Raw genomic sequence first — 17884 nt, 5'->3', positions numbered from 1 at the left:
TCCTCTTATCTTTATACACAACAGAAATAACTGGGAAAAACAAAAACAGCTCCCCAGAGGGGAGCCTACCGTTACTGATTTTTTATAATAAAAAACCAGTGCCCGAAAATAATTATATCTGAATTTTTGTTTTTTGTCAAAAGGCAGTTTTTATCTTTTTTAGAAACCTGCCTTTTAGAGGCCAACAAGTCACTCCTTACTTCACCCTTGGGCGTGATAGGCATCTAAAAAATCTTCTTGTAAGTTATTTTTAAATGTCATACCCAAATCTTCTAAAACTTTTTGAAGCGCATATAGACTGTAAGCTACTTTATTGGGTCTCGCATTTTCTCCCATGTGCCCAATTCTTAAAACTTTACCTGCCAAATGATCAAATGATCCTGTGATCATTACTCGGTAATTCTCACGCATTTTTCTTAAGATTTCTTGGTCATTCAGACCTTCTGGCACTTTAATAACAGAAACGGTGTTTGAATAGCCATTCTGCAAATAAAGTTCCAAAGGAGAATTTTCAATGGCTTGTCTTGTCGCATGACCAATCATCGCATGACGTTTCAAAATTTCTTGGTCAGTAAGAAGATTATCTATCGCTTGGTCTAATCCATAGAGGTCAGAAATTGGCATGGTATATGGAAACCATTTTTTTTCATAATAATCTTTAAAAGTAAGGAGATTACAATAAAAACTTGCGATAGGGCTTTTTCTCTCTGTCATCGCTTGATAAGCCGCTGTTGAAATTGATGCAATTGTTAAGCCTGGTGGAGCTGAAATCACTTTTTGAGAGCCACCAAGAGCGATGTCAATTTGCCACTTATCAACTTGTAACTCTTCACCACCCATAGCCGCAACCGAATCAACAACGGTTAGAATGCCATATTTTTTTAAGAGAGGACAAATGCTTGAGAGGTCATTTAAGACGCCTGAGGGTGTATCACAATGAACGACTGTTGCATATTTAAAGTCATGATCTTTTTCTAAAAATTTTTCTAGAATTTCTAAGGAAAATGCTTCTTTTTGTGAACTTTGAAGTAAGACAGCTTCTCCACCGTAAAGCTCAATGAAATCACTAAAGCCATGACCAAAAATACCATTATCAAGCACAAGTACGCGGTCACCTTTTTCGGTTAACGAAGCACAAGCCGCTTCCAATCCTAAAATTCCCTCACCAGCTAAAACTCTGACATCGTTTTTGGTTTTTAAAAATTGAGCAAGTTTACTACAAGTTTTTTTGTAAAAGTCATAAAAGGCTAAATCAATATCCGGATTCGTTGTTGCCTTTGCTCTTGCTAATCGAACATTTTCAGCCACCTCAGTCGGACCTGGGGTCATGATGAGCATTTCTTTCATTTATTTGTACCTCGCACGTTCTCCACCAATGAGTTTAGGACGTGATTTAAGGGCAGTGACGTGTGCACCTCCAAGCTCCTTTAAAACTGGACGGACGGGAATTTGGACATGTTTTACGTGCATTCCAATACTCGTGTCTCCGATATCCAATCCTGCTTGGGCAACAATACGTTCTACCTCAACTGGAGATTTAAAGAGTTGGTAGGCGGCAACTTGACCACTTCCACCAGCGTGGAGTTGCGGAATCACAGAAACAATTTCCCAGTCTTTTTTTTCGGCTAATTCTTCTTCAATGAGCAAGGCCCGGTTAAGATGTTCACAGGCTTGGACCGCCAGATAAATTCCTTTGTCTGACAAGGTCTTGTGTATGACAGAAACAATGACCTGACCGATTTCGCTAGAACTGGCATGGCCAATTAAACCACCATTTACTTCTGATGAAGATAAACCAAGAACAAAGACTTGACCAGCTTTAATTTCTGTTTGTTTGATGACATCATCGATAATGGCTTGTGTGTCTTTTTTAAGCTTTTTTAAATCCATTTAAAATACCTGTCCTTTCAATGAGCGGGCTTAAGACTTTTGCTAAAACAAAGCCAACCACAACTTGAATAATATTTACCCAAAGTCCCGCAATGGCTGAACCCCAGCCATACATTAATCCACCAACAATAAAATATCCTCCAACCATAAAGACAAGACTGAGCAAAAAGTTAAGCCATTTGTATCTTGTCAATCCTGCAAGATAGCCTTGCCCGCCATGAATAATTAAGCTGAAAAACATGTAGTTACTGTAGCCTGCAGTCAAATCAAGTAGAAAGGCTGCAAAGCCCCCAATTATTGCCGCCTCTCGTTTACCAAACAGAAAGACTGCTGTATAAACTCCGACATCCAAAAGGGTTAAGATATTACCTGCTGAACCTGGAATAGGGAAGGTAAATAGGCGACCTAGAACAAAAGTGACTGCTGTCCAAATCGCAAGTAAAGTTAATTTTTTGATATTGCTGTTGTCCATGAGTTTCATCTCCTACTTTTCCTAGAAGTTTGGTTTACTTTTGGAAATTTATTTTTTATTTTGAAAAACACCATATTCATTTGCATTTTGAATGGCTTGATAAACGAAGTCTTTTGCATTCTTGACTGAATCTTTAAAGGGGTGATTATAAGCCATATTGGCCACAATTGATGAAGCAAAGGTACAACCTGCTCCGTTGTTATTATTTTCTATAATCGGGCTTGATAATTCATAAAAAGCTTTTCCATCATAAGCAAGGTCAATGGCTTGTTTTTGGTCAAAGCGATTTCCTCCTTTGATGACGACATTTTTTGCTCCAAAATCATGCAAAAGTTTGGCTGCTTCTTTCATCTCTGATTTACTTCTTACTGACAGCCCTGTCAGTATTTCTGCTTCTTTGAGATTCGGGGTAATTACAGTCGCCAAAGGAAAAAGTTGGCTGATGAAAAGGTCACGCATTTCATTGACCGAATAGTCAGCATTTTCTTTAAAAACAATGACGGGGTCTAATATAATTGGAGTATCAGATTTTACTGACAGAGCTGTCAGCCAGTTTTTGGTCAGTTCAAGTAGTTCTTTATTGGGTAATAGACCTATTTTTATGGCTGAAAAGTCCACATCGCTTAAACTTTCCAACTCTTCTTGAAAGAGTTCTTTTTCTACTGGATGAACAAAAAATTTATCTTCTTTGACAGTTACAATGCTTGTTAAGGCACAAAAGCCATAAAGTCCATTGGCTGCAAAAGTCGCTAAATCAGCTTGCATCCCGCCTCCGGATAGGATATCTGAACCTGCAATTGTTAGAATTTTTTTGCTTTCATTTAAATTCTTTGGCATCTTCTCTCCATTAATTTTACTGACAGTAGCTTTTAGATGTCAGTATTTTCCGCATATTTGACTTCTTTCAAATATAAACCTTCAGGTGCTGCTGTTGGTCCTGCAAAATCTCTATTTTTAGAGGTCAATATTTTATCTATTTGGCTGACAGGCATTCGGTCATTACCAATTTTAATGACTGTTCCAACCATGTTTCGCACTTGTTTATACAAAAAGCCATTGCCACGAAAAATAAATTTGAAATTTTCTTCGTCAAGACGGATAATTTCTGCCTGATAAATCGTTCTTACTTTGTCATCAACTGATGAACCCGATGCTGTAAAACCTGTAAAATCATGTTCTCCAACCAACTTTGACATGGCTTCTTGCATCCGCTCAAAATTAAGTGGATAGCGAAAATAGGCTTTAGAATGTCTTTGAAATGGACTTCGTGTAATTGAATTTTCGAGATAATACTCATAAGTTTTTTCATGCTTTTGATATCTTGCATGCCAATCATCTGGGACAAGTTCCACTTTTTTTACTGCAATATCTGCTGGAGTTTGCGTGTCTAAACCAAATCGCAAACGTTCCAAATCACGAACTTTACCCTTTAAATCAAAATGAATGACTTGGCCAAAAGCATGAACTCCAGAATCTGTTCGGCCTGAGCCTTGTAAAATAACTGGCTCAAAAGAATTTAACTTCGTCAGTACTTTTTCAATTTCTTCTTGAACGGTTCTTTGATTTGTTTGGCTTTGAAAACCTGCAAAATCTGTGCCATCATAGGCTATTGTGGCTTTGTATCTTGTCATTTTTCTATTATAGCACAATTTTTATTAGGACTTTATGTTGTTTTTTTAAGTCGGCTGTTCCTTTTTGATAAGAAAGTTATAATTTATTTAATACAAGATAAGAGGATAAAAAAATACCCCACTACGAAGGTGGGGCGAGGTTTGGCACCATGATCCGAGGGGGATTCGAACCCTCGACCGTTCGCTTAGAAGGCGAATGCTCTATCCAGCTGAGCTATCGGACCAAATCTTGTATCCGTAAGTTACTGACCAAATGGTCAGCACCGACAGAAACAAGTTTATCATATTCTTACTTTTTTTTCAATTATTGACCGGTGTAAGTACTGTAACCATTATTATACGTAGATGCACCATTATCACTTGTGTTGCCATAAGTTGACGTTGCACCACCATTTTGACTTTGGTCCTGATAAGTCGAATAATCAGTTGACCCCTCATTATAGGTTCCTTGTTGATTGGTCGTCGTATCCGAAGTGCTCTGGGTGGTAGAATCACTTTGGGTCGTATCATTAGCTGTGTTAGAAGTTTCTGAGCTCTCTGATGTGTCATTTGAAGATTGGACAGAACCCCCACTTGTTGAAACATACTTTCCAGAGTTGCTAGAATCAAGTTTCACCAAAGCTCCTTTGGTATCAATCCCATAAACCACTGCATCTTTTCCTTTTTCAGTCACGGTAGCAGAAGGCATGTAATAAAAAGGTGTTGAACTAGAGCCAAACATGGTCTCGTAAGTAATCAAATTACTTGGTAAAGAGGTAACCGTATCTTCACCAAGCGATTTTTTCATTGCATTTTGCATCGCCAGATAAATATTTGTTGGCATAAATTGGTAGGAACCACCATTGACCATCTCTCCAACACCCTCGTATTGGATAGAGACAATCTTATCAAAACAGCTCTTATAACCTAGCAATGAAGTAATGGTTGCTGTATTGATAGGTATATTTGTCCGAAAGTCTTTCGAAACTTCATTCAAAAACTGCTCATAACGCGTAATGTTGTCAAGCGCAAGAATTTTTTTCATCAGAGCAGCAATGACTTCACGTTGATGAGCCGCCCGACCATAGTCGCCGTTCGGAAGATGATGACGATCCCGGGTATAAACTAGCGCTTGGTCTCCATTGATATGTTGCTTACCTGGTTCCACAGTAGCGGTGTATTCTGGCTCCGTATCAGAGATGTAGAGGGTTTGTCCTGTCGTGTTATTGATATCAATCCCACCAACATTATCCACCATATTGACCAATCCATCAAAATTGACTGTCGCAAAATTATCAATTTTAATCCCAGTCTGCTCCCCAATCGTGGTCATCGCATAACTTACTGCATTCTTTAAGCCATCGCTGTCAGATCCTGAGTTATAGCCAAGCGGGTAGGCTGCATTCATTTTTTCGGTCGAGACAACTTTCCCATTGCTATCTAAAATATTGGTCATGGTATCTCGCTCAAGCGAGACCATCGTGGTCGTATGAGTTTTAGGGTTCAGCGTCATCAAAATTTGAGAATCTGAATTTCCGTTCCATGAGTCTGAGGTGCCTCGTCCAGCACCCCCGGTATCTACACCCATCAAGAGGATAGTCAGCGGTTCTGTTGCCTGTATAGCTTGCTGGGTGTTCTTATCACCAACTTGAGTATAGGTTGTTTTGAAGGCCTTCGTCGTACTGTTAAGGACAGTCATTGTATAACCTCCCGCAGCAATCGCCGTTACCAAAATGATACTCCCTAACATAAGGAGTGTTTTTATCCATAGCTTCATATTAGCATTATATCAAAATTCTGATTTTTCTCAACAAAAAAACAAAAAAGTGCTTCCTTTTTTATTAAAAAATAACTGACAGAGCGGTCAGTTATTTCGAGCTCAAAACAGCATTATTGAATAAAAAGCACGTATTCACAGACATCTATCAATTCGCCCTGTTCATCACGAGCGCCCCATTTGCGGATGCTTTCTAATTGAAAACCAAATTTTTCATAAAGGTGTCTTGCGCCCGCATTGCGTGCCTGCACAGTCAATTCTAAACGTTTAATGATTCCATTTTTCTTGAGCCAGGCCAGTACATGTTCAAAGAGCACCGAAGCCACACCTTGCCCTTGAAAGTTTCCCCCAACTGCCACAAAAAGCTCTCCAATATGTCGAATGCGGTAATGAAAATCAGCACTGACCTGAATCACTCCAGCAATCTCATCATTAATTCGAGCTATAAAATAAACTGTATTTAATGTTTGAGCTTGCTGCACCAAAAAGTGAGCCATTTCTGACTCTGTCATCAAAATTCCTGCTTCATCCATCGTCAAAAAATGACTCTCTTTTCCGACCTGATTTAAAAACGTGATTAAAGCACGACTATCTAAAGGACGTGCAATGCCAACCTCTATCTTGCTCATAATTGACTGATCAACTCCTCATACCTTTTGCCATGCGGGATCAACCGTATAGCTCGCGTTTCCTCGTTAACCAGCTCAGGCGCATACTTATCAAAAACGACCTCTAAATAATGCTCTGGCAAGTCAGCTCCTAAAAGCTCTCCCCATTCAATCACTGACACGCCATCTCCAAAAAGATAATCATCCAAATCAAAACTATCTGGATCATCACCTACTCTGTAGACATCCATATGATGTAAAGTCAGTCGCCCTTCTAGACTTCTGACAATCGTGTAAGTAGGACTTTTTACCATTTGGTGAATATCTAAGCCCAAAGCCAATCCTTTTGTAAAAGTCGTTTTTCCCGCACCGAGCTCTCCTGTCAGTACAATGACATCCTGAGCTTGCAACAAACGCCCCAATTTTTCTGCAAACTGTAACATTTCTTCTTCGTTATATTTCATGCTTTTATTATAGCACAAGTTCTTTCTTGCCTACAGCTTCATTTACTGCTCCAAGCATTTTACTCTAAAGAGAAAAACCATAATGAAAAAAACCGTAAAATCACGGTTTTATCTTCTTCTACGACTGAAACTTTTTTCTTTTTTATACTTCTTAAGCACTGCATCCGCTTGCATATTAAGCTGAGAAGTTTCAGAAAGCGGCTGTGTGGCCCCTGTAGTAGATGGCTCTGATTGACCGGAAGTTACTGACGATGCCGTCAGCGAATCCTCCGAACGGTTTTTGACCGCTGTAGAAGCTTTTGCTGGATTTGAACGGTTTTTTTGTTTTCCTTTTGTTGCCCCTTTACCTTTACCCTTTTTTCTAAGATGGCGCACAAAGGCAGTAACCCCTCCAATGATAGTAAAGGTTGCTGACGTACCTGTCAGTGTCATTAAAAGAGCATTGGTTCCTTTAGAGTTGTTATTGACTGTTTCATTAATGATTGTTGTTGAATTTTTTGTGCCACTTTCGCTTGAAGAAGCTTTCGTATGTGAAGTTTCAGTATTTCCTACAGCAGGGGCAGTCTGGGTTTGATTTTGTTCAACATTATTCGTATCGTTTTGTGTGGTCGTGCTACTTTTTGTTTCAGTTTGACTATCCGTTTGATTGGTAGTAGCTGTATCTTGTGATGACTCTGAGGTTTGCGTTGCACTACTCTCACTTGTATTTGATGAGCTAGACTCGGCTGACGAAGAACTTGATGCAGCAGTCTGCGACGAACTTTGAGCTGTCGTGTCTGCTACTGCTGCTGAAGTTCCTGTCGCTGTCTCGGCATAAGCAGGTCCACTAAAGCCAAGCAATAAAACTGCTCCAACACTATAAATAATTTTCTTCATGTTTAAAATTTTATGATAGTTTCCTTAACCTAACTTAAAACTTTCCTGAAAGAAAGCTAAGCCTGCTTCCAATATTAATTTTTGGTACAATGAAATCATGGAAATCCAAAAACACGTCATCAATGAGACTGCCTGGGTGGAACTCTATCATCAAAACTCCCCCGCTCTTTCTCAAGATAATCCTCTCCCCGCTCTAATCATCTGTCCTGGCGGAAGTTATGAACACATTTCTGAGCGCGAATCAGAACCTTTAGCTTTTGCCTTCCTTGCTCAAGGCTACCAAGTATTTATTCTCAACTATACTGTGATGAATAAAGGAACTCATCATAACTTCCTCAACCAAAATTTACAAGAAGTGCGTGCTGTTTTTGAACTCATCAACAAACATCATCGTACATGGAACATTGATCCACAAAAGGTTTTTTTACTTGGCTGCTCTGCAGGTGGACATTTAGCCGCCTCGTACTGTACGAGTCACCCTTTTTATCAAGCCAAGGGCCTCTTACTTTGCTATCCTGTGACATCATTTTCCTTGGGCTGGCCCAAAGAACATCCACATTTCAATTTTCCCCTAGAGGATTGCTCAATCTATGATAGCAACTTAGCAATCAGCGCACACACGCCTCCTACCTTTATCTGGCACACGGGTAGTGATTTAACCGTCCCTATTGCTAATAGTTTAGTTTTCTGTGAACATTTAGCTAAAGTTCAAGTTCCATTTGAAGCACATTTCTTTGAAAAAGGTCCTCATGGATTGGGGCTTGCCAATCGCGCAACGGCTCCAACTGAACGTCACTTCGTTCCTGATGTGCAACGGTGGTTTCCTTGGGCACTTAACTGGCTAGAACGTCATTTAAAAAAATAAAAAACACCATCAACCCATGGTGTTTTTTATAGCTTTCAAGCATGTGACTTTTCCCAAACTGTCTTTAAAAAATCCAAAGTATACGCAGATGTATCAGGAACAACTACAATATCATCTCCTAGGTCTTCCACTCGCCCCACCCCAATAGGTAGAGCTCCTGCCGCCTTAATTGCCTGGATGCCTGCTAGCGAATCTTCAAGTCCAATTGCATCAACGGGATTAACTCCGACCGCTTCAGCAGCCGCTATAAAAATATCAGGCGCTGGCTTTGAAGCAGTTACTGTAGCTGGATCTGCAATTGCATCAAAAGCTGAGGTCAATCCCATTTTTTCTAGGAGAAAAGGCCCATTCTTAGAAGCAGATGCCAAAGCAATTTTTATACCCTCTTCTCTGAGATCAGTCAATAAATTGCTTATCCCAGGGTAAATATCATCTGGCGTCACTTCTTGAATCATTTGCACATAGTTCTCATTTTTTCGAGCAGCTAATGCTTTAAACTCTGTCGCAGAAACATCTTTATTTCCTAGAGCCAAGATTTTTTTAAGGGATTCTTCACGCGATACCCCTTTTAGTTTCTCATTGAAAGCTCGATTGACCCCTTTAATCCCGATTTCTTCGGCTAGTGCCCGCCACGCACGATAGTGGTATTCGGCAGTATCGGTAATTACCCCATCCAAATCAAATAAAACAGCTTTAAACATCTTTTCACCTCTCAGTAGGCGCTTGATTCTTTTTTTGAAAACGCCTTCGTTTTAATCATTTTAGCAAACCTTATCCACTAATGCAAGCGTTTGCGCTATTTTATCTTTTTCCAAAGTTTTTTACACTATTTCACTTTTTTGTTGCTTTTTCATTTCAATAAGCGTACAATGTTTTTTATAATCTAATTATTCAGAAAATTGCGAGGTAATTTATGGATTTAACTACTGAAGTACGTCCTGGAGCAAATCGTTATGTCTCAGGGAAGGGAATTTTAAAAGAAATATTACAATATTTGTCTAACTATGAAGAAGTTGTTATTGTTACAGGGAAAACCGCTTATCAGGTTTTTTGTGATTACTATGGGAGTGAACTCCCCTTTCCTGTCCACTTCTATGATGGTTCTGCTTCAACTGAAAATGGACTAAATATTGCGCAAAATATACAGAAAGCGCAAGCTGTCCTTGCTATTGGTGGGGGACGCGTAATGGATACTTCTAAAGTCACCGCTCAAGCACTATCAGCAGATCTCATCTTAGTGCCAACACTTATTTCTAATTGCGCCCCTTATACTCCAGTTGGCGCGCTCTATTATAAGGATCTTACCTTTGATAAAGTCGCTTACTTCCCTAAGGCCAGCCTTTTGACATTAGTCGACTTTGAATTCTTACTCTCTACACCTAGACCATATCTTGTGGCAGGTATTGGCGATACGCTTGCCAAATGGTATGAAATAGAAGGTATTGTCCGTCGTTTAGATTGGAGTAGTTTACCTGCTTCTGCCCGTCTTGGTTATGTTGCCGCTAAGGAGATTTACAAGATTTTGTTTGACGATGCACCGAACGCGCTAGAAGCCCTGTCACAAAAGAAAGTTACTCCCGCTTTTGAGCGCATTGCCGATACCATCATTGAACTTTCGGGCACAGTTGGTGGATTTGCAGGGGCGTATGGGCGTATGGCCGGAGCACATGCTTTACACAATGGTCTTTCTCTGCTCACTAAGACACACTGCATCTTACACGGTGCAAAAGTTGCTTATGGGGTGTTAGTTCAACTCGCTTATACTAAAGATTATGATGAAATAACCCATCTTTTGCCTTTTTATAAAGCTTGTGATCTCCCTATTCATTTGTCAGAGCTTGGCCTATCACATGTTTCGCATCACCTCCTGAAACCCGTGGCTGATTTTGCTGCTTCATCTTCTGAAACTTATAATCTCATTGATCCCCATGTAACAGGAGAAAAAATTCTCATCGCGCTTGATTCTTTAGAATCACTTACCGAACAAACAAAATAATAAAAAAAAGACCTTGCGGTCTTTTTTTTATATACCAATCTCTTCTTCGACGACGGTGACGATTGTATCTACTACATGATCTACCTCTTCATGAGTAGGTGCTTCAGCCATGACACGCAAGAGTGGTTCAGTTCCTGAAGGACGAACTAAAATACGACCTTTCCCGTTCATCGAAGTTTCCATTTCTGAAATGACTTTTTGAATCGCTGGCACATCCATTGCTGATTTTTTAGCTGCATTATCTTTTACTCGAACATTAACTAATTTTTGTGGATAAATCGTAACTTCGCTTGCTAATTCAGATAACGTCTTGCCCGTTTCACGCATTACTTTTAACAATTGAATGGCTGAGAGTTGCCCATCTCCTGTTGTGTTGTAATCAAGGAAAATCATATGACCCGATTGTTCACCACCGAAGTTGTAATTATTTTTCTTCATTTCTTCAACAACATAACGGTCACCAACTGCTGTAATTACTGAATTAATTCCTGCTTCTTCAAGCGCTAAATGGAAACCAAGATTAGACATGACAGTTGTTACTAGTGTATCTTGAGCCAATTTTCCTTGAGAAAGAAGATATTTTCCGACAATGTACATAATCTTATCGCCGTCAACAATCTCTCCCTTTTCATCTACCGCTATCAAACGGTCAGCATCGCCATCAAAGGCAAGCCCCAAATCGCTTCCAGTTTCTACTACCGTTTGAGCCATTTGTTCTGGGTGAGTTGAACCAACTTTAACGTTGATATTCAAACCATCAGGCATTTCACCAATCACCGTTAATTCTGCATTGAGATCTGCAAAAACTGCTCGGGCAGAGGTACAAGCTGCTCCATTTGCTGTATCTAGTACCACCTTATAACCTTGAAAATCACCATCAGCAGTGGTTTTAAGGAAGGCCTGATATTTACGAACTCCTTCAATATAATCATGCAGCATTCCTAATCCTGCAGCTGAAGGACGGGGCAAAGTATCTTCTTTAGCATCAATCAAAGCTTCAATTTCAAGCTCTTTTTCATCTTCTAATTTATAACCATCACCACCAAAGAACTTAATACCGTTATCTAATGCAGGATTATGACTTGCTGAAATCATAACCCCGGCTGAGGCTCCATCTTTTTTCACCAAATAAGCTACACCTGGAGTTGCAATTACCCCCAAATCATACACTTCAATCCCTACAGAAAGAAGACCTGAGATCAGGCTTGTTGCTAGCATCTGTCCTGAAATCCGAGTGTCGCGTCCAACATAAACTTTAGGCGTTTCTGCTTCATGCTGGCTTAAAACATATCCACCAAAACGTCCCAATTTAAAGGCCATCTCTGGCGTTAATTCAACGTTTGCTTCACCGCGAACACCATCTGTTCCAAAATATTTACCCATTATTATCTCCAATTTTGTTTTGTTTTATTTAGTACTTACTGACAGAGCTGTCAGTACAGTGTTTATTTACTGTCCGATTTTTTTACTGGTGTCAGTGTAACTTGAACTTCGTCAGGATCAATGCTTACCCCTGAGGCAGTCAAAGGAACTTTAATTTTTGTTTGTTTTGTAATTCCTGTCAGGCTAACACTAGCAGTTACACTATCAATTGCTTCAAGACTACTTTGCTCGCCATAGATAGTGACTTCTTTATCAGCAAGTTTTGTCTTCATTCCAGAAAGCGAGCTATCAAGCGTTCCTGTTGTTGTGAGTTTAACAGGAACTTTTTTACTTGGTTTTTTTACTGTTGCTTTGAGGTGGGTTGTGGCTGGTTCAATCTGCGCAGGAACAATCTTACCTTCACTATCCACAGCATGCAATGTTACTGTACCCGCATAATTTTCTGTCAAGTTGACATCACTAGGAAGAGCAGCTTCGATAGCGGCAATATTTTTGATGCTTTCTTCGCCAGCGATCACTTTCACTTTCGTATCTGTCACTTCAAGGTTGTCAATGCTAAATCCAGTAGGAAGTTGTGTGGCTTCAACCTTAGGTTTTACTTCGAATTCATCCGAAACTCTTTTTTCCACCGTAATATTCATTGTTTTGGGGGAAATCGTAGCACTAACACCACCAGGGAGTTGTTCAATCCGCACAGGAACATCGAACTTCCCTGTTTTATATTTGGTCAAATCGATCGTTAAGAAGAAATTACGGGTGTCCGTATTTTCTTCATTATTGATTGTTAAACGATTATAACCCGACAAATGCACCGTAGCAGTACTGCTATAACCACTTACAAAGTACTTGTCAGAGTTATATTTAATTTCAATGGGAGCATTATTAATCGTTGCAGTATAGACCTCGCCTGATTGATTCGTCCCTTGGTTACGAATGGAAGTAGCATTGGCATTAAAAAACAGGACAATGGCAAAAAAGACAGACGCTAAAATATAAAATACTTTTGAGTTAAAAAATTTATTTGCCATTTTTCTCCTCCTCTGCTTTTTTCCGCTTATGCCATTTCGAAGGTTTTGTAACTTTTTGCACTTTTGGTGTCAAAAGTGCTGTCAAAATGTCATGGAATTTATCTTTCGAGATGTCCGCGAAAAACTCTCCATTGTGTGCAATCGAAATGCCGCCTGTTTCTTCAGAAACGACTAATATTAACGCATCAGAAACTTCCGATAATCCAATCGCGGCACGGTGCCTTGTCCCAAATTGTTTGGAGATTCCCGATTTTTCAGTAAGGGGCAGATAAGCACTTGTTACCGCAATTTTATTCCCTTGTACGATGACTGCGCCATCATGCAAGGGCGTGTTGGGAATGAAAATATTGATAATCAGTTCACTTGAGATATCTGCATCCAAGGGAATACCTGTACTGACAAATTCATTAAGGTTTTGTGCCTGTTCAATGGCAATCAAAGCCCCGATCTTTCGCTCGGACATGTATGCAAAAGATTTTTCATAGGCAGCAATGTGTCCGTCAATACTTCCCTTTTTCGTTGGTGTAAATAAAGTAGTTGTTCGTCCTAAACCTTCCAACGCACGCCTAATTTCGGGTTGGAAAATAATGACTCCAGCGATTACCCCATAAGTAATCACTTGATTAAGGAGCCATTCGACGGTAGTAAGCCCGATAAGTCCAGCAATGATCCGAATAAAAATGAAGATAATTACACCACGAACGAGCGTCACTAACTTTGTCCCTTGCACAAACCGAATCGCATGATAAAGGAAATAGCTGACAATCAAAATATCCAATATTGCAATGACAATTCGTAAAGGAGATTCATTCAATTCAAAAATCTTTTGCCAAAATTCGGGGTTAAAAAATTGATTGAAATCGTTCAAAAAATTCCCCCTCCTTTTCGTATGATTACATTAATTATACCAAAATTTTAAGTGAACTGCTTTGTTCCCGCAAATTCACTTTACTGACGGGGCTGTCAGTAGCTTTATGGCCTAAAAAACCTCACCTAAAAAGATGAGGTTTTTCTATGACAACCTTATTATCCTTACTGACGGCATGGTCAGTAAAGATAAGGCGTTTATCAGTCTTTTCCAGCATTTTTCTTGCTTTCTCGCTCAGCTTTACGTGCAGCCCGACGTGCTTCGCGCTCAGGGTCAATCGCACGTGCTTTACGTTCACGAACTTTTGGTTCAGAAGCGATTTCTACTGTACCGCTCTTTTTGGCCTGAGCTTTCGCTTCACGAGCTAAGAATTTTTCCAAATCTCCTGACCACCGTGCATAGCGCATAAAGCGTTTGCGGGCATCTGCGGCCGCTTTAGCATACAAACTTTCCGCATGTGCTGCATCAACTTTTAATAAATTGGCAAAGCGCGCTTGGCCTAATAAGAAGGGACGGACTTCATCAAAATCTGGTTTTTTAAAATCAAGCGTCATCGGATTTTTTCCAGCCTCTTCCAATACGGGGTTATAGCGGTAAAGTTGCCAGTAGCCTGAGTTGACTGCTGCTTTTGCTTCTTCGAGTGCGAGCTGCATCCCGCCATATAAACCGTGTGAAATACATGGTGTATATGCAATAATGACTGAAGGGCCTTGGTGTTTTTCAGCTTCATCGAAGGCTCGGATGGTTTGCATCATATTTGCTCCAGAAGCGATTTGAGCGACATAGACATTTCCATAAGTCATGAGCATCGCTCCAAGATCCTTCTTCGCCCCGCCTTTACCACCAGCGGCAAATTGAGCAATAGCAGAAGCTGGAGTTGCTTTGGAAACTTGACCACCTGTATTAGCATAAACTTCATTGTCCATCACTAGGATATTGATGTCCGCTCCAGAAGCAACCACATGATCCAAACCACCAAAGCCAATATCATAAGCCCAACCATCACCACCAAAAATCCATTGAGTTGGCTTAACAAATTGGTCTTTTTGTTGGTAAATTGCTGCTAATTTTGGTGAATTGAAGTGTTCAGAAGCTAACATTGCCTTCATTTTTTCAGCACGTGCCCGTGTTCCTTCTGAGTCGTCTAAATGTGCGACCCAATCCTTGGCTAATTCTTGCAAAGCTGGTGACATCTCTGAATAGGCATTTATCACCTCACGCGCTAATTTTTGACGACGTGTTTGCGAAGCAAGCCACATTCCATAACCATACTCGGCATTGTCTTCAAAAAGTGAGTTCGACCATGCTGGCCCTTGTTCTAACTCATTTGTAGTATAAGGAGTTGCTTGAGTTCCCCCATAAATAGCCGAACATCCTGTTGCATTAGCAATCATCATCCGATCCCCAAACATTTGGGTCAACAATTTAATGTAGGGTGTTTCACCACAACCTGAACATGCCCCAGAAAATTCAAATAGTGGCTTTTCAAATTGAGTCGCAGCTATTGTCCCTTTTCGCGCAGGATTTTCTTTAGTTTTAAGTGTTTGTGCAAAAGCCCAATTGACAGACTGCTCTTGTTGTGTTTCGTAAGGGACCATCTTAAGTGCCTCACCCTTTTTAGGACAAGCTTCTACACAAAGCCCACAACCTGTACAATCTTCTACAGAAACTTGAATTCTATATTTGAGTCCATCTTTTCCTTTATAATCCATGACATGGAAGCCCTCTGGAGCCACATTCCATTCGTCTTCATCTGCAAGAAAAGGACGAATAGCTGCATGTGGGCAAACAAAGGAACATTCATTACACTGGATACAAGCTGAAGCATTCCAGAGAGGTACTTCAAGAGCAACTCCTCGTTTTTCTACTGCAGAGGTTCCAAGTGGGCTATCACCAAAAGTCATTCCATTGGCTACCAGATCCTGAACAGTAAGTTCGTCTCCCTCAAAGGCATTTGTTTTATTGACGATCTCAAATACATATTTTTTACGTGCGGTTTCAGTCCCAATATTTTTTGGAGCTACTGATTGACTTTGGGACCAGTCATCAGGGATGACCACTTCATGTAAACCTGTCAAAGCTTCTTGCATTGCCATCAGATTTTTTTCTACGATTGTCGGAGATTTCTTAGCATATTTTTGCGCATCTTTTTTCAAAATCTCATAAGCTTCATCAAAAGGCATCACTGCTGCAAGTTTGAAAAAAGCGACCTGCATGATTGTGTTAATGCGTTGTCCCATTCCAGTATTACGGGCAATCTTAACAGCATCAATTGTGTAAAATTTAATTTGATTTTCAGCAATAAATCTTTTGAGCTCACTTGGTAGGTTTTTAGCAAGCCGTTCATCATCCCAAGAGGTATTGAGTAAAAAGGTCCCCCCAGGTTTTAACCCCTTTGTCAGATTATACTTACGAACATAAGTTGTATTATGGCAAGCTACAAAATCAAGGGTGGCAGTCATGTACTCGGATTTGATTGGACTATCGCCAAATCTTAAATGGGAGATTGTCAACCCCCCTGATTTTTTTGAGTCATATTCAAAAGCAGCCTGAACATATTTATCCGTATGATCTCCAATGATCTTTATCGCTGATTTATTAGCACCAACAGTCCCATCAGAACCAAAGCCCCAAAATTTTGCTTGAAAAGTATCTGCTGGGGTCAAATCAATCACTGACGACGCCGTCAGTGATAATTGGGTCACGTCGTCCGTAATTCCAAGAGTGAAAATTCTTTTGGGTTCTGCCTGACGCAATTCATTGTAGACCGCAATAAGATGTTCTGGTCGCGTATCTTTTCCCCCAATTCCATAACGGCCACCGATGACTTTGATTTGGGAACGTGAATCACTTAATAGTGCCGATTGGACATCCAAAAACAGCGGTTCACCATTTGAACCGGCCTCTTTTGTCCGATCTAAAACGGCTATGGATTGGACCGTTTTTGGTAATTTTTCAAGAAAATTTTCAACTGGAAAAGGACGGTAGAGATGGATATTCAAAAACCCAACTTTACGTCCTTGAGCATTGAGATAATCCACAGTTTGCTCAGCTGTACCAGCAACTGACCCCATTGCAACAATAACCTCTGTTGCGTCAGCTGCACCGTAATAATTGACCAAATCATAAGCTGTCCCTCGTAGATCATTAATCTTACGCATATAGCTTTGGACGATAGCTGGCAATTTTTCGTAATAAGCATTGACAGTCTCACGTTGTTGGAAGTAGAGGTCCGCATTTTGGTTAGTTCCTGATACCGTAGGGTGATCAGGATTCATACCTCTTAAACGAAATTCAGCTAATTTTTCTTCATTAACCAAGGGTGCTAAATCTTGATAATCAATCACGTCAATTTTTTGAATTTCATGTGACGTGCGAAAACCATCAAAGAAATTCAAAAATGGCACGGAACCTTCTATAGTTGCTAAATGAGCCACTGCTGATAAATCCATCACTTCTTGGACAGATGACTCAGCAAGCATAGCAAAACCAGTTGAGCGTGCTGACATCACATCAGATTGATCTCCAAAAATGTTGAGCGCACCCGTAGCAACTGCTCGAGCAGCAACGTGAATTACTGCGGGAAGTAACTCTCCCGCCATCTTATACATGTTAGGGAGCATTAAAAGAAGCCCTTGTGAGGCTGTATAAGTCGTAGCGAGACTTCCCGTTTTAAGAATACCGTGCATGGCACCCACTGCACCGGCTTCTGATTGCAGCTCTGTTATTTTGACAGGCTGTCCCCAGATATTTTTACGCCCCGCCACCGACCAAGCATCTGTATAATCAGCCATCGGTGAACTTGGAGTAATGGGATAAATTGCGGCAATTTCCGAAAAAGCGTAAGCAATATGTGCTGCCGCCATGTTTCCATCCATTGTTTTTTTCATTTTTAAAACCTTTTTCAGGAGAGCATTTATTCCCTTTTTTTATCAGTAAAGAGCGGTGTCGGTGTTCTTTTCCGTGACCTTTTAGGGTCAAAAAAAGTGAGAGCTTTCCTATCATATATATTTTGACTTCTTTCATTTTAGCATTTTCACTCTAAAA

16 protein-coding genes and 1 tRNA gene are annotated in these 17884 nt (G+C 40.2%); 2 read left to right on the top strand and 15 right to left on the bottom strand.

Features of this window, described 5'->3' with window-relative positions:
* Positions 1-201 precede the first annotated feature (201 nt).
* The 10 genes from JKP71_RS03940 to JKP71_RS03895 form a co-directional block, all read right to left on the bottom strand.
* Positions 202-1347 carry a pyridoxal-phosphate-dependent aminotransferase family protein gene (locus JKP71_RS03940; protein WP_200407100.1) on the bottom strand — a complete coding sequence of 382 codons (1146 nt, stop codon included), beginning with the start codon at positions 1345-1347 and terminating at the stop codon, positions 202-204.
* On the bottom strand, positions 1348-1890 hold the full coding sequence (locus JKP71_RS03935; protein WP_200407099.1) for a TIGR01440 family protein: 543 nt from the start codon (positions 1888-1890) through the stop codon (positions 1348-1350).
* Positions 1871-2371, bottom strand: a complete 501-nt coding sequence (locus tag JKP71_RS03930; protein ID WP_200407098.1) for an ECF transporter S component — start codon at positions 2369-2371, stop codon at positions 1871-1873. Before JKP71_RS03930 ends, JKP71_RS03935 begins: the two co-directional genes overlap by 20 nt.
* 39 nt (positions 2372-2410) lie before the next feature.
* The gene (locus JKP71_RS03925; protein WP_200407097.1) at positions 2411-3199 is read right to left on the bottom strand and encodes a bifunctional hydroxymethylpyrimidine kinase/phosphomethylpyrimidine kinase; all 789 of its coding nucleotides are present in this window, start codon (positions 3197-3199) and stop codon (positions 2411-2413) included.
* Positions 3200-3231: 32 nt separating this feature from the next.
* Positions 3232-3993 carry a tRNA pseudouridine(38-40) synthase TruA gene (gene truA / locus JKP71_RS03920; RefSeq protein WP_015425872.1) on the bottom strand — a complete coding sequence of 254 codons (762 nt, stop codon included), beginning with the start codon at positions 3991-3993 and terminating at the stop codon, positions 3232-3234.
* Between the two features lie 150 nt (positions 3994-4143).
* A tRNA-Arg gene (locus tag JKP71_RS03915) sits at positions 4144-4217 on the bottom strand.
* A gap of 80 nt (positions 4218-4297) precedes the next feature.
* Positions 4298-5749 carry an LCP family protein gene (locus JKP71_RS03910; protein WP_200407096.1) on the bottom strand — a complete coding sequence of 484 codons (1452 nt, stop codon included), beginning with the start codon at positions 5747-5749 and terminating at the stop codon, positions 4298-4300.
* A 113-nt stretch (positions 5750-5862) separates the two neighbouring features.
* The gene (locus tag JKP71_RS03905) at positions 5863-6381 is read right to left on the bottom strand and encodes a GNAT family N-acetyltransferase (protein ID WP_200407124.1); all 519 of its coding nucleotides are present in this window, start codon (positions 6379-6381) and stop codon (positions 5863-5865) included.
* A complete protein-coding gene (tsaE, locus tag JKP71_RS03900; RefSeq protein WP_200407095.1) occupies positions 6375-6821 on the bottom strand; it encodes a tRNA (adenosine(37)-N6)-threonylcarbamoyltransferase complex ATPase subunit type 1 TsaE in 447 nt (148 codons plus the stop codon). The genes JKP71_RS03905 and tsaE overlap by 7 nt, the downstream gene beginning before the upstream one ends.
* A 108-nt stretch (positions 6822-6929) precedes the next feature.
* Entirely contained in the window at positions 6930-7697 is a 768-nt protein-coding gene (locus JKP71_RS03895; protein WP_200407094.1) for an ATPase, read from the bottom strand.
* A 97-nt stretch (positions 7698-7794) separates the two neighbouring features.
* Here JKP71_RS03895 and JKP71_RS03890 point away from each other — a divergent pair, with 97 nt between their 5' ends.
* Positions 7795-8562, top strand: coding sequence for an alpha/beta hydrolase (locus JKP71_RS03890; RefSeq protein ID WP_200407093.1), 768 nt, complete (start codon positions 7795-7797; stop codon positions 8560-8562).
* Between the two features lie 35 nt (positions 8563-8597).
* Here the strand turns inward: JKP71_RS03890 and pgmB are convergent, their stop codons facing one another.
* Positions 8598-9263: a beta-phosphoglucomutase gene (gene pgmB, locus JKP71_RS03885; protein WP_200407092.1), complete on the bottom strand. Its 666-nt coding sequence runs from the start codon at positions 9261-9263 to the stop codon at positions 8598-8600.
* 212 nt (positions 9264-9475) lie between these two features.
* Between pgmB and JKP71_RS03880 the strand changes: the two genes are divergently transcribed.
* The gene (locus tag JKP71_RS03880; RefSeq protein WP_200407091.1) at positions 9476-10558 is read left to right on the top strand and encodes an iron-containing alcohol dehydrogenase family protein; all 1083 of its coding nucleotides are present in this window, start codon (positions 9476-9478) and stop codon (positions 10556-10558) included.
* Positions 10559-10585: 27 nt separating this feature from the next.
* Here JKP71_RS03880 and glmM read toward each other — a convergent pair whose 3' ends face one another.
* The 4 genes from glmM to nifJ all read right to left on the bottom strand — a co-directional run bounded on the left by glmM (position 10586) and on the right by nifJ (position 17727).
* Positions 10586-11941: a phosphoglucosamine mutase gene (gene glmM, locus JKP71_RS03875; RefSeq protein WP_200407090.1), complete on the bottom strand. Its 1356-nt coding sequence runs from the start codon at positions 11939-11941 to the stop codon at positions 10586-10588.
* A gap of 62 nt (positions 11942-12003) precedes the next feature.
* Positions 12004-12969, bottom strand: coding sequence for a CdaR family protein (locus JKP71_RS03870; RefSeq protein ID WP_200407089.1), 966 nt, complete (start codon positions 12967-12969; stop codon positions 12004-12006).
* A complete protein-coding gene (gene cdaA, locus JKP71_RS03865; RefSeq protein ID WP_075524768.1) occupies positions 12959-13837 on the bottom strand; it encodes a diadenylate cyclase CdaA in 879 nt (292 codons plus the stop codon). Before cdaA ends, JKP71_RS03870 begins: the two co-directional genes overlap by 11 nt.
* A 200-nt stretch (positions 13838-14037) precedes the next feature.
* On the bottom strand, positions 14038-17727 hold the full coding sequence (gene nifJ, locus JKP71_RS03860; protein WP_200407088.1) for a pyruvate:ferredoxin (flavodoxin) oxidoreductase: 3690 nt from the start codon (positions 17725-17727) through the stop codon (positions 14038-14040).
* Positions 17728-17884: the final 157 nt, after the last annotated feature.

This window comes from Lactococcus taiwanensis (genome assembly GCF_014905395.1).
GTDB lineage: Bacteria > Bacillota > Bacilli > Lactobacillales > Streptococcaceae > Lactococcus > Lactococcus taiwanensis.
Note: the sequence above shows the minus strand (reverse complement) of the source record. Positions and strands in the feature narration are given on the sequence as shown.

Bases quoted from the DNA above. Each gene is read 5' to 3' on its own strand.
- JKP71_RS03925 (WP_200407097.1), bottom strand. From the start codon at position 3,199: ATGCCAAAGAATTTAAATGAAAGCAAAAAAATTCTAACAATTGCAGGT.
- JKP71_RS03895 (WP_200407094.1), bottom strand. From the start codon at position 7,697: ATGAAGAAAATTATTTATAGTGTTGGAGCAGTTTTATTGCTTGGCTTT.
- tsaE (WP_200407095.1), bottom strand. From the start codon at position 6,821: ATGAAATATAACGAAGAAGAAATGTTACAGTTTGCAGAAAAATTGGGG.
- JKP71_RS03935 (WP_200407099.1), bottom strand. From the start codon at position 1,890: ATGGATTTAAAAAAGCTTAAAAAAGACACACAAGCCATTATCGATGAT.
- pgmB (WP_200407092.1), bottom strand. From the start codon at position 9,263: ATGTTTAAAGCTGTTTTATTTGATTTGGATGGGGTAATTACCGATACT.
- JKP71_RS03910 (WP_200407096.1), bottom strand. From the start codon at position 5,749: ATGAAGCTATGGATAAAAACACTCCTTATGTTAGGGAGTATCATTTTG.
- JKP71_RS03890 (WP_200407093.1), top strand. From the start codon at position 7,795: ATGGAAATCCAAAAACACGTCATCAATGAGACTGCCTGGGTGGAACTC.
- glmM (WP_200407090.1), bottom strand. From the start codon at position 11,941: ATGGGTAAATATTTTGGAACAGATGGTGTTCGCGGTGAAGCAAACGTT.
- nifJ (WP_200407088.1), bottom strand. From the start codon at position 17,727: ATGAAAAAAACAATGGATGGAAACATGGCGGCAGCACATATTGCTTAC.
- JKP71_RS03940 (WP_200407100.1), bottom strand. From the start codon at position 1,347: ATGAAAGAAATGCTCATCATGACCCCAGGTCCGACTGAGGTGGCTGAA.
- JKP71_RS03870 (WP_200407089.1), bottom strand. From the start codon at position 12,969: ATGGCAAATAAATTTTTTAACTCAAAAGTATTTTATATTTTAGCGTCT.
- JKP71_RS03930 (WP_200407098.1), bottom strand. From the start codon at position 2,371: ATGAAACTCATGGACAACAGCAATATCAAAAAATTAACTTTACTTGCG.
- truA (WP_015425872.1), bottom strand. From the start codon at position 3,993: ATGACAAGATACAAAGCCACAATAGCCTATGATGGCACAGATTTTGCA.
- JKP71_RS03880 (WP_200407091.1), top strand. From the start codon at position 9,476: ATGGATTTAACTACTGAAGTACGTCCTGGAGCAAATCGTTATGTCTCA.